Origin of the sequence: Blautia luti (genome assembly GCF_033096465.1) — a bacterium.
Taxonomy (GTDB): Bacteria; Bacillota; Clostridia; order Lachnospirales; family Lachnospiraceae; genus Blautia_A; species Blautia_A luti.
The window spans coordinates 670,360-682,500 of sequence record NZ_AP028156.1 but is presented as its reverse complement, the minus strand read 5'-3'; the positions used below and the strand labels follow the sequence as shown (position 1 = coordinate 682,500).

Annotated in this window: 11 protein-coding genes (1 of these 11 only partly in view); 3 read left to right on the top strand and 8 right to left on the bottom strand. The window is 45.6% G+C overall.

Annotation, left to right across the window (positions count from 1 at the left end; all coding sequences use genetic code 11):
• Both tsaD and R8695_RS03165 read right to left on the bottom strand, forming a co-directional pair.
• Positions 1-473: the 5' end (the start) of a tRNA (adenosine(37)-N6)-threonylcarbamoyltransferase complex transferase subunit TsaD gene (tsaD, locus tag R8695_RS03170; RefSeq protein WP_118510863.1), read on the bottom strand. It extends 547 nt beyond the left edge of the window; 473 of the gene's 1,020 nt are visible here — the first part of the coding sequence; it begins with the start codon at positions 471-473; its stop codon lies beyond the left edge, outside the window.
• 48 nt (positions 474-521) lie between these two features.
• On the bottom strand, positions 522-1,433 hold the full coding sequence (locus R8695_RS03165) for a ribonuclease Z (protein WP_118510865.1): 912 nt from the start codon (positions 1,431-1,433) through the stop codon (positions 522-524).
• A 189-nt stretch (positions 1,434-1,622) separates the two neighbouring features.
• On the opposite strand from R8695_RS03165, the gene R8695_RS03160 reads away from it, so the two are divergent.
• Positions 1,623-4,130 (top strand): YfhO family protein, encoded by a 2,508-nt coding sequence (locus R8695_RS03160; RefSeq protein ID WP_154780933.1) that lies wholly within the window; start codon positions 1,623-1,625, stop codon positions 4,128-4,130.
• Here R8695_RS03160 and rimI read toward each other — a convergent pair.
• Genes rimI through tsaE form a run of 3 tightly spaced genes read right to left on the bottom strand, consistent with a single transcriptional unit; the run spans position 4,070 to position 5,714 of the window.
• Positions 4,070-4,516: a ribosomal protein S18-alanine N-acetyltransferase gene (gene rimI, locus R8695_RS03155; RefSeq protein WP_118510972.1), complete on the bottom strand. Its 447-nt coding sequence runs from the start codon at positions 4,514-4,516 to the stop codon at positions 4,070-4,072. The genes R8695_RS03160 and rimI overlap by 61 nt on opposite strands.
• A 28-nt stretch (positions 4,517-4,544) precedes the next feature.
• A complete protein-coding gene (gene tsaB, locus R8695_RS03150) occupies positions 4,545-5,264 on the bottom strand; it encodes a tRNA (adenosine(37)-N6)-threonylcarbamoyltransferase complex dimerization subunit type 1 TsaB (RefSeq protein ID WP_118510869.1) in 720 nt (239 codons plus the stop codon).
• An 18-nt stretch (positions 5,265-5,282) separates the two neighbouring features.
• Positions 5,283-5,714, bottom strand: a complete 432-nt coding sequence (tsaE, locus tag R8695_RS03145; protein WP_154780934.1) for a tRNA (adenosine(37)-N6)-threonylcarbamoyltransferase complex ATPase subunit type 1 TsaE — start codon at positions 5,712-5,714, stop codon at positions 5,283-5,285.
• Positions 5,715-5,806: 92 nt separating this feature from the next.
• Between tsaE and R8695_RS03140 the strand changes: the two genes are divergently transcribed.
• A complete protein-coding gene (locus R8695_RS03140) occupies positions 5,807-6,325 on the top strand; it encodes a peptidylprolyl isomerase (protein WP_118510873.1) in 519 nt (172 codons plus the stop codon).
• 144 nt (positions 6,326-6,469) lie between these two features.
• Here R8695_RS03140 and R8695_RS03135 read toward each other — a convergent pair whose 3' ends face one another.
• On the bottom strand, positions 6,470-7,126 hold the full coding sequence (locus R8695_RS03135; protein WP_154780935.1) for a YigZ family protein: 657 nt from the start codon (positions 7,124-7,126) through the stop codon (positions 6,470-6,472).
• 221 nt (positions 7,127-7,347) lie between these two features.
• Between R8695_RS03135 and R8695_RS03130 the strand changes: the two genes are divergently transcribed.
• Positions 7,348-9,990 (top strand): transglycosylase domain-containing protein, encoded by a 2,643-nt coding sequence (locus tag R8695_RS03130; RefSeq protein ID WP_118510877.1) that lies wholly within the window; start codon positions 7,348-7,350, stop codon positions 9,988-9,990.
• Between the two features lie 116 nt (positions 9,991-10,106).
• On the opposite strand, the gene R8695_RS03125 is transcribed toward R8695_RS03130, so the two are convergent.
• A complete protein-coding gene (locus tag R8695_RS03125) occupies positions 10,107-11,051 on the bottom strand; it encodes an ROK family glucokinase (RefSeq protein ID WP_118510879.1) in 945 nt (314 codons plus the stop codon).
• A gap of 35 nt (positions 11,052-11,086) precedes the next feature.
• The gene (gene hprK / locus R8695_RS03120) at positions 11,087-12,025 is read right to left on the bottom strand and encodes an HPr(Ser) kinase/phosphatase (protein WP_118510881.1); all 939 of its coding nucleotides are present in this window, start codon (positions 12,023-12,025) and stop codon (positions 11,087-11,089) included.
• Between the last annotated feature and the right edge of the window lie 116 nt (positions 12,026-12,141).

Here is a 12,141-nt window from a genome sequence, read left to right as displayed (position 1 = left end):
CCGAGAATTTCGAACTCACCGTAATCTTTCACGATCACCAGATGTGTGTGTCCTCCTGATACGATCAGGCACAAAAATGGCGGTTCCAGATCCGGATGCTCAATATAGTTGGCTGAAACATGTCCTTCTATATGATGCACTCCCACCAGTGGAAGTTTCTTAGCGTAGGCGATGGCTTTCGCTTCTGCTACTCCTACAAGAAGGGCACCTACCAGTCCCGGTCCGTAAGTTACGCCAATGGCATCCAGATCGTCCAAAGTCACCTCTGCATCTGCAAGGGCCTGCTCAATAACCTGGTTGATCTTTTCAATATGTTTACGTGAGGCAATTTCCGGAACTACCCCACCGTATAAAGTATGAAGAGCGATCTGTGAAGAGATCACATTGGATAAAATTGTCCTGCCGTTTTTTACAACAGAAGCTGCTGTTTCATCACAGGAACTCTCGATCGCAAGAATTAATGTATCTTTCATCTTTTATTCCTCTATTTATATACTGATCCTTATCGGATCTTCATTACGTTACTCTTCTTCGAAGTTCAGTTCTATGCTCTTTCCATCTTTTCCAGGATATGCATTAGGAAAAATTTCTCTTACTTTATCCATAAACTCATCCGGTCTTACCAGTGACGGGCTGTAATGGGTCAGCCACATTTCCTCTACTCCGGCATCGCGGGCAAGAACTGCTGCCTCCCGGAATGTCATATGCTTATAACCTCTTGCTTTATCTGCCTTATCATCCTCGCCGTACATTCCCTCACAGATGAAAAGATCTGAACCTGTTGCATTGCGCAGTATGGATTCTGTAGGTCTGGTGTCTGTAGTATAAGTAAGCTTGATCCCTTTTCTGGCCGGGCCAAGAACCATATTAGGCGTATAGGTGATCCCATCTGCCTCGATGGTCTGTCCTTTCTGAAGGGGATTCCAGTATTTCAGCGGGATCTCCTGTTCTTTCGCTCTCTCTGCAGAAAATTTCCCCTGTCTGAGGATCTCCAGCGTGTATCCATAGCAAAGTACATTATGATTCACTTTAAAAGCCGTAATACGGTATCCGTTCAGTTCGATCACCTGTTCCGGCTGTGTGATCTCTATAAATTTAATCTCAAAAGGGAGCTCCGGAGCGATCACGCGGAGAGCATTAACCACCCGTTCCAGGCCTCTGGGTCCTACCAGAGTCAGCGGTTCTGTACGGTCTGCATTTCCCATGGTAAGAAGCAGTCCCGGAAGTCCGCTGATATGATCCCCGTGGTAATGGGTAAAACAGATCACATCAATAGGCTTGAAACTCCATCCTTTTTCTTTAATTGCCACCTGAGTTCCCTCACCGCAGTCGATAAGAAGGCTGCTTCCATTATATCTTGTCATAAGAGCAGTCAGCCATCTTCTGGGCAAAGGCATCATTCCTCCGGTTCCAACCAAACATACATCTAACATAAATTTCCTCCTGATTTTCTCCTGTGGCAAAGTTTATCACAATTGCCATTTCAAAACAAGTGTGAATAAAATGAATTGAATCCCGGATATGTTTCGTTATACAATATAGGAATCTGTAGCGGGGTCCTTTCGGATTCCTTCAGCATTTTCCTTATTTATTTATCAGCACCTGACAGAAAGGATATTTCCATGAATACCCGTAAATTAAAATTTTCCAGATCATTCAGATCTGATCTGTTTTTTCCACTGTTCCTTACAGTCTGCATCCTGGGACTGATCTTTCTTTCCGTTCCTTCCGGCAGCATGTTCGGCTCAGAAGTAGACTGGCTGTGCCAGCATGTGGCCATCGCAGATTATATGCGTAAACAATTTCTCTCATCTGGCAGCCTTGTACCGGATTATATGCATCTGGGTGGAGGCGGCAGCTTTTTTAATATTTCCTATTATGGATTTCTCCGGCCGGATGTACTGCTCTCCTGTTTTCTGCCTCATATATCCACAGCAGTCATTCTGCAGATCTATGCCATAGCAGAAATCCTGGCCGGCACCTGGCTTCTGTATTTCTGGCTCCGCCGGAAACACATCCGGGCTTTTTGCTGTTTTGCCGCCTCCTTCCTGTACGGATGTTCCGGCTGTATGTTTCAGGCCCACAGACAGATCATGTTTGTAAATTTTCTGCCTTTTCTGCTCCTTACATTTTTTGCAGCAGATAATCTCTGCAAGAGTGCGAACAGGCGGAAATGGCTTCCACATTTCGGGCTGACAGCAGGTTTTTTTATGATACTTATCCACAGTTTTTATTTCTTTCCCGCATGCTTTGTATCTGTCAGTCTGTATTTATATTTTCAGCTGAAAACACACACGCGGTCAGAGAAGTATCTCCTCTGGAAAAAATATCTCTTTTCCGTGGCTCTTTCGCTCCTTCTTTCCATGGTTCTGCTGTTTCCTACTGCACTGGCCGTTCTGGAAACCCGCAAAAGTGTCCGCGCTGCCACATTTCTGGAGATCCTGGCGCCCAACCTTACCATGGACAGTATCCTGTACAGTCCTTATGGCTGCGGGCTTTCCCTAATCTGTCTGTACTGCCTGTTTCTGAGTATCCGCAGACGTAAGACACGGCCATTTTCTCTGATCCTGCTGTGCCTGCTGCTTTTTGACATCTGTTACTGGATCCTGAACGGGACTTTGTACGTGCGGCCCAAATGTCTCATTCCTTTTCTGCCTCTGATCCTGTGGATGACTGCCCTAACTATTGAAGAGATCCTTTCGAAACAGATACAGCACAGCCTTCCCCTCGCCCTGGTCTGTCTGGTTCCTGTACTGATCCAGTGTCTGGTAAAAAAGCCCGGCTACTGGCCATTTATGTTTCTGGATGCCCTCTTCCTGCTCCTGTTTGTATTACAGGAACTTTATCTGGCAGATAAATGTAAGCCGCTGTCCGCCCTGCTCTGCTCCATGGTTTTGTTCATCACCCCGGGGCTGTTATATCTTTCCACTTCTCAGACAGAACAGTTTCCTTCCCTGAAGGACTCCGGTTCTTTTACTGCCACTGAGATAAATACCCTCTGTCCGGACTCAGATTCCCGCATGGACATCCTGTCCAGACCTATGACCAGCACCAACTACGTTTACACAGGTACACAGAAAAAAAGTTCTGTTTATTCATCAGTATCCAATTACCGTTATTCTCAGCTGTTTTATGACATTCTGAAAATGCCGGTGAGCATCCGGAACCGTGTTGCCTTAAATGCAGACGCCAACCCTTTTCAGGAGTATCTGATGGGCGTGCGGTATATCCAGACAAATACCGGCAAAATCCCCACCGGCTACCGCATACTGGCAGAAAAAAACGAGCAGGTCCTGGCTGAAAATGATCAGGTTCTCCCTCTTGCTTACGGAAGTACTGCACTCATAAGCGAAGAATCTTTTGACCAGCTCTCCTACCCGGAAAACTTGGATACTATTGTCAGCCGCACCATTGTATCCAATCCTGAAAAAGAGACTGCCTATACTTCACAGATGAAGTCCTGTACTCTCCCTTCTGATCTTTTCAGGCAAAACGCCCCTTCCACAGAAAAGACAGATAAAAAGAAGCTTCCGTTCACTGTCAAAGATCAGGTTCTGCTTCTTTTTTTCCATGTGGAACACCAGGGAGCCCAGGATGTTTCCATCACAATCAACGGTATCCGAAACTGTCTCTCCGGAGCAGACGCCCCTTATCCCAACGGAAATGCAGAATTTACCTACCTGCTTTCCTCTCCGGAAGCTTTTGATACACTCCGCATCAAATATTCCGCAGGAGATTATAAGCTCTCAAATATCCGGGCATATCTGCTTCCGGTTTCCGCGATCCACAATCCCGGAGTGGTTCCTTTCCATTCTTCTGACCTGGGAGACTCAGCGGGAAATGTACTTCTGAAAGGTTCCCTGAATATGGATCAGGACGGTTATTTCGTTACTTCCTTTGTCTGGGCTGATGGTTATACAGCCTTCGTTGATGGGGAAAAAGTTACTCCCGAATGTGTGAACAAATCCTTTCTGGGATTTCCCATAAAAAAGGGGGCGCATGAAATCACTGTTAAATTTCATGCACCCGGTAAAACCGCCGGCTGTGTGATCAGCCTGCTGGCACTTATTTATCTGTTGTTCTGTGGATGTCTGGTCATAAGAAGAGCATCCTCCACAGGGTCACTGTAATATCCTTTACGGATCCCATCCCTGGTAAATCCCATCCGTTCATACAGCCGGATGGCTGTAGCGTTTCCAACCCGGACTTCCAGATGGATGGTAGTCACTCCCTGCTGGTCAGCCAGACGGATCAGGCTTTCCATCAGGAAATTGCCGATTCCTTCTCTCTGCCTGTCTCTTCGTACTGCCACATTGGTGATATCCCCTTCGTCCAATACCATGAGCAGACCGCAGTATCCAAGGATCTTCCCCTTTTCTTCTACTACCAGAAACATGGCATCCTCCCTGGTCAGGAAGGTAAAAAATCCTTCTTTGGTCCAGGGAACATGGAACAGATCTGTTTCGATCTCCATCACCTGATCCAGATCATCTACGAGCATTTCTCTTAAGATCATAGTTCTTCCTTTATTCTTTGTTTCTCTTTTATTTCTCTGTTTTCTGCGCCTTTTCTCTTTCTGCACGTTCCCGTTCTGCCTGGGAAAGACGAAGATATTCCGGTGTATGCTCTTCGGCAGTTTCTGTTCTGCCCTCTTTATAATGGATCATTCCCAATGCTGCCACTGCTGCTGCGCGCTGTTTATTGAGATGAGCCGGTGCAAAGGAATACGGCACTTTCAGCTTCTCCTGGATCATCTCACGAAATACCGGAACTCCGTCTCCGAGAAAGATCACAGTCTCTCCACGCTCATTCAGCTCTTCGATCAGTTCCTCCATGGGAGCTGCCCACTGTTCTTTTACAGTTACCAGCTGATGGTTCTCGAATTTATAAATTCCTGTATATACCTGTTTCCTTCTGGCATCCATGACAGGGCATACCAGTCCCTGTGCATCGTATAAATTATATGCCAGTGCATCTACAGTAGGTACTGCTACCAACGGTTTCTTCAGTGCAAGACCAAGTCCCTTGGCTGTAGCGGAACCGATACGGAGTCCTGTGAATGATCCCGGTCCTGCTGCCACTGCAATAGCATCCACGCTCTCCAGATCAAGTTCTGTCATTTTCACAATCTCATCCAGCATGGGAAGAAGTGTCTGGGAATGTGTTTTCTTGTAATTAACTGTATATTCTGCCAGTAATGTGTCATCTTCCACAACTGCCACAGATGCCACGATTCCTGAACTGTCCAGTGCCAAAATTTTCATCTTATCCTCTACCTCCTGTTATATATCCAGACCTTCCACAGTGATCCTGCGGTAGTCAAAGCCTTTCTCCAGATCCTTCTCGATGGTTATACGGATCAGATCATCCGGCAGTATTTCCTCTATAAGATTCGCCCATTCGATCAGGCAGATCCCCTGTCCGAAGAAATAATCATCATAACCTATCTCTTCCATCTCCTCAATATCTCCGATGCGGTAAACATCGAAATGATACAGTGGCAGACGTCCTCTCTCGTATTCCTGGATAATGGTGAAGGTCGGGCTGTTTATCGGTTCATCAATGCCAAGTCCTGCTGCCACACCCTGGGTAAAAACTGTTTTCCCCACTCCCAGGTCACCGGTCAGCGTATAGATCTGCCCTGGTCTGGCATTCTCTCCAATCTTTTTTCCCACAGCAAAAGTTTCCTGAGGGGTATTTGTCTCTATAATCATCTTTTCCACCTTTTTCTTGCAGAATTGTTCTTTGCATATTATAATAGAGCGAACAGGGAAATACAATACTTTTTGAAAAGGAGAATCTAACTATGGCAAATCCGGTAGTAACAATTACCATGGAAAACGGCGATGTGATGAAGGCTGAATTATATCCTGAGATTGCACCGAATACAGTAAATAATTTCATCAGCCTTGTAAAAAAAGGCTTCTACAACGGACTGATCTTCCACCGTGTCATCAACGGCTTCATGATCCAGGGTGGATGCCCGGACGGAACCGGAATGGGCGGCCCGGGATACAGCATTAAGGGTGAATTCACCCAGAACAGATTTAAAAATGACTTAAAGCATACAGCAGGTGTTCTTTCCATGGCCAGAGCCATGCATCCAAACTCTGCAGGAAGCCAGTTCTTTATCATGCACAAAGATGCTCCACATCTTGATGGTGCTTATGCAGCTTTCGGTAAGATCACAGAAGGTATGGATGTGGTAAACCGTATTGCAGAAGAGGATACAGACTACAGTGACCGTCCTCTGGATGAGCAGAAGATCAAATCCATGACAGTGGATACTTTCGGAGTTGATTATCCGGAACCGGAGAAATGCTGATCCTTTTCAGATCACTGATATTATCACTGACATCATTTCATAAAAACTCAGCAGTAGCTGCCGACGGTAGTTTCTGCTGACATAAAAAAGACCTCGGATTCTGTGAAACTCCGAAGTCTTTTTTATATTCTGGCTTATCGTCTCTTAATCGTCGAAAACTTTTACTTCTCCATCAATCACAGCATAATACAGGTCTTTCTCTTTTTTCATTTTCGCCCGGCCGCTGGTGCCTTCTGTGACAGCTTTCTCCACAGCCTGAACCTGGTCTGCCGGTATCAGAAGCTGCAGGGTCACTCTGTCTGTATACTCACTGCTTAAAATGGGAAGTCCCTTTTCCCCCGCTATATACTGGATCTTACCAATTCCGGTATAATCTGTGATGATCTCCATGGAAATTCCATGTATTTTCTCGATAACAGTACTATCTTTCAATCCTTCCTGCAGGCTTCCGGAATATGCCCGCACCAGTCCGCCGGTCCCCAGAAGAACCCCTCCGAAATACCTGGTGACTACTGCTGCCACATTGTAAATATCTTCTCCCAGGATCACATCCAGCATTGGTCTGCCTGCTGTTCCGGATGGTTCTCCGTCATCACTGCATCTGGTGTATTCCCGGTTCTTTCCCACAGAATATACATAGCAGTTATGTCTGGCATCCCAGTATTTCTTCTTCATTTCTTCTATAAAAGCAAGTGCCTCTTCTTCGGTAGATACGGGGCGCACTGTAGCGATAAACCTGGACTTTTTCTCCACCATCTCGCCTTCACCGCCTTCGTAAACTGTCTTATATTTCTCTAACATTTTTCATGCCTCCAGCCTGATCTCACGTCCGCAGGTACCATTCTCTGAACCTTTCCGGCCCTGCTGTCACAGCTACAGTTTACCATGAATTACAGAAATACACCAGCACTGTGTATACTATATTACACAAAACAGCATAATCAATTATGAATTTTTATTTTTTTGCTTTATTTACCTATTTATATTTGATATAATAGAACGGATTATAAAGGAGGTCTAACATGAACTACGGTAAAAAATCGACGGCCAGGAAGCGAAATTCCCTGATCTCCCGTTCCTCCATGATGGGGAAACGTGCGAGGGTTTCTTTTATCAGAGTTTTATTCGTGTCACTGATCGCTCTCTGCATCGGAGTAACCTGTCTGGGAATTGGTTCCTTCAGAGGTGTGATTGATAATGCTCCTGATGTTAATGATATTGATATTATGCCCCTGGGTTATGCCACATTTCTGTATGATGACCAGGGCAATCAGATCCGTAAACTGGCAGCACCCAATTCCAACCGTCTGCCTGTCACACTGGATCAGATCCCCGAGGATCTGCAGCATGCGGTTGTAGCCATCGAGGATGAACGTTTCTATGAACATAACGGTATTGACGTAAAAGGTATTCTCCGTGCAGGTGTGAAAGCCATCACAACCGGAGATTTTTCCGAGGGTGCCAGTACCATTACCCAGCAGCTTCTTAAGAATAACGTATTTACCAACTGGACCAGCGAGTCTACATGGCTTGAGAAATTCACACGTAAATTCCAGGAACAGTATCTGGCAGTGCAGGTAGAGAAAAAGACGGACAAAAATACCATCCTTGAGAACTACCTGAACACCATCAACCTGGGTGCAGGTGCATACGGTGTACAGGCTGCTGCAAGACAGTATTTCGATAAAGATGTATGGGATCTAAATCTTTCCGAGTGTGCAACACTGGCTGGAATCACCCAGAACCCTACCCGTTTTAATCCTATCGTAAACCCGGAGAACAACCAGAAACGTAGAAAAGAAGTTCTCCAGCATATGCTGGATCAGAATTACATCACGAAGAAACAGTACAAAGCAGCTCTGGCTGATGATATATATTCCCGTATCCAGGCAGCTCAGGAAAAAAATTCCAGCACAGAGAACACGGTCTACACCTATTTCGAAGATGAACTGACAGATCAGATCATCAACGACCTTATGAATATCAAAGGTTATACCAAGACTCAGGCTACCAACCTTCTCTACAGCGGCGGACTTAAAGTATATACCACACAGGATTCCAATATCCAGACTATCCTGGATGAAGAATATGCCGATCCGTCCAATTACCCGGACGAAGTCCAGTACGAACTTGACTATGCGCTGACTGTCACAGATCCTGACGGCAATCAAGTAAACTACAGTAAGGAAATGCTTCAGCTGTATTTCCAGAATGAAGATCCGTCTTTCGATCTGCTCTTCGATTCACCGGAAGAGGGCCAGACTTATGTGGACAGATATAAAGAGAACATTCTGGCAAACGGAAGCAAGGTTGTTGCAGAACGTGTAAACTTCGCACCACAGCCTCAGTCTTCCATGAGTGTCATTGATCAGCAGACCGGTTATGTGAAAGCTCTTATCGGCGGCCGTGGGGAGAAAACAGCCAGCCTGACCCTGAACCGTGCTACTGACACAACACGTCAGCCTGGTTCCACCTTCAAGATCGTTTCCACCTATGCACCTGCCCTGAATGAAAAGGGTATGAGCCTAGCAACTACCTTCGAAGATGAACCCTATGAATATCCGGACGGTTCTCCTGTAAACAACGCAACCCGTTCTTACAATGGAACTACTACTATTCGTACAGCGATCCAGAACTCCATCAACGTAGTGGCAGTAAAATGTCTGGAGCAGGTAACTCCTGAACTTGGTCTTCAGTATCTGGATAACTTCGGATTCACTACACTTGCCCACGGTACAGAAGCAGATACAGATGCCAACGGCAATGTATGGAGTGACGCGAACCTTGCTACTGCACTTGGCGGTATCACCAGAGGTGTCACAAACATAGAACTGTGTGCTTCCTACGCAGCTATCGCTAACGGCGGCACCTACATCAAACCGATCTACTACACAAAGATCCTGGATCATAGCGGAAACGTACTGATCGAGAATACTTCCGCCGGACGTTCCGTGATCAAAGAAAGTACAGCATACCTGCTCACAAGCGCCATGGAAGATGTTGTAAAGAAAGGTACAGGTACCGCCTGCCAGCTTGACAACATGGCTGTTGCCGGCAAAACAGGTACTACTGAAGCCTATAATGACCTCTGGTTCGTAGGATATACTCCATATTATACCTGTGCAGTATGGTCCGGTTATGATAACAATGAGAAACTTCCGGATTATGCCCGTAACTTCCATAAGACTCTGTGGAAAAAGGTCATGACAAGAATCCATGAAGGATTACCTGAAAAAGATTTCACCAAACCTGCAAGTGTGGAGAAATTAAGCGTATGCTCTGAAACAGGTCTTCTGCCAAGAGCCGGCTGCCCTGTGATCACAGAATACTTCGATGTAGGTACCATGCCTACTGAATACTGCGAAGAGCATTATTATGACAGTTATGACTACGATTATGACAGTGATTACAGCAACACTGATACAGAAAACACCGATGATGCATCTCAGACAACAGATGCAGACAGTGACAGCACCGACAATACCGGAACCGATGACACCGGCAACGGTGATAATACTGATAACGGTGATGGCGGCAGTGATAATACAGATAATACCGGCGGCGATGATAATGGCGGCGGTGATGGCGATAACACTGGTGATAACGATGATGGCGGTGACAGCGGCGGAGAGGATGATTCCTCTTACCAGATTGATTATTATTGATCCTTCGCCTGAGTCAGATTGCTTTCGGCAACGTAATATTGTAACAAAAAATCCTCTGGGACAAGTTCCCAGAGGATTTTTTTACGCCTTTAATGATATCTTTAATAATATTTTGATTATGCTTCTTTGATCACCATACGGGCAGAGCCATAAATACCGGCATCATTTCCCAGAGTAGCCAGAATGATCGGTGTCTCTTTGCATGCTGAAAATGCATACTTCTTATAATATTTCTGGATACAGTCGATCAGAGACTGTCCTGCCTTTGATACGCCGCCGCCGATTACGATCGCTTCCGGATCTGTCACACAGGCAAACACGGACAGGGCACCGCCCAGTTTATCACCTACCTGGTTCATCACGTCCGTTGCAACTTTATCACCGTCTTTGTAAGCATCCAGTACATTCTTGGCAGAAAGATTCGGGAAGTCTCTGAGAACTGTTTTCTCTTCTGTTGCAGCCAGAGTCCTTTTAGCCACACGTACGATACCTGTAGCGGAAGTGTACTGCTCCAGGCATCCACTGTTACCGCAGTTACATTTCTCTTCTTCTGCATGGTCAATATTGGCATGGCCGATCTCTCCGCCTGCACCGTGAACACCTGCTACAATCTTGCCGTCCAGAATGATACCGCCGCCTACTCCGGTTCCCAGAGTAACCAGGATTACATTCTTCGCACCTGCTGCCGCACCTTTCCATGCTTCTCCAAGTGCAGCTACATTCGCATCATTTCCTGCTTTGGACGGAAGTCCTGTCAGTTCTGTCAGCTCTCTAGTAACTTCTTTAAATCCCCAGAAAAGGTTTACTGCGCAGAGAACTTCTCCTTTATCATTAACAGGTCCCGGAACACCGATTCCAACACCGTCTATATCAGATTTATCCAGCTTACGCTCTTCAATTTTATCCAGAATTGTTTTCGCGATATCCGGAATGATCTTCTCTCCGTTATTCTCCTTGCGTGTAGGAATCTCCCATTTCTCAACCAGAGTTCCGTCTGTCTGAAACAGACCACATTTTACGGATGTACCGCCAACATCAATTCCAAAACAATAATTTCCCATAATTTCCTCCATTTTCACAGGTGCCACTGCGTCTTTTATTCTTTATCCTCGCGTCTCTTGGCAATGTTTGCCTGTACACGCTTATACAGCTCTTCCGCTGCATTATATCCCATCTTCTTCTGTCTGTGATTAACAGCTGCAGACTCTACAATGATCGCCAGGTTACGGCCCGGACGGATCGGAAGAGAATGGCATACGATCTTGTTTCCAAGGTACTCTGTATATTCCTCATGAAGACCAAGACGATCATACTCCTTGTCTCTGTCCCATTCTTCCAGTTTGATCACAAGGTCTACAGACTGAGTATCCTTGACACTTTCTACACCGAAAAGGGTCTTTACATCAATGATACCGATGCCGCGAAGCTCGATAAAATGTCTCGTAATGTCCGGTGCAGAACCTACCAGAGTTACGTCACTTACTTTACGAAGTTCTACTACATCATCACTGACCAGTCGATGCCCTCTCTTGATCAGCTCCAGGGCAGCTTCGCTTTTACCGATACCGCTCTCTCCTGTGATCAGGACACCTTCACCGTATACATCTACCAGAACTCCGTGGATAGAGATACATGGCGCCAGCTGTACTCCCAGCCATCTGATGATCTCAGCCATGAAGCTGGAAGTTGTTCTCTCTGTTACAAAGGTCGGAACATTATATTTTATGGCCAGATCGATCATATCCTGTGATGGTCTCGTCATTGTACTGAAGATTACACATGGGATCTTACTTGAAATGAATCTCTCATATTTGAATTTCCGTTCTTCATCACTGAGCTGCATCAGATACGTATATTCTACATATCCGATGATCTGTACACGCTCATTGGCAAAGTGTTCCAGATATCCTGTAAGCTGCAGCGCCGGTCTGTTGATCTCGGCTGTCTTGATCACTATCTCAGGCAGGTCAATTTCAGGAGTCAGATTGTGAAGTCCCAATTCCTGAACTAATTTTGTCAACTGTACACCTTTCATTTGTTTCTCCTTTTCAGTTCAAAATTTTACGTTATTTTTATTATATCACATCACTATGCGCAACATCAATTGCAAATAGCAGATAATAGTTGGGGAACATGTAGAAGATTAAGAGA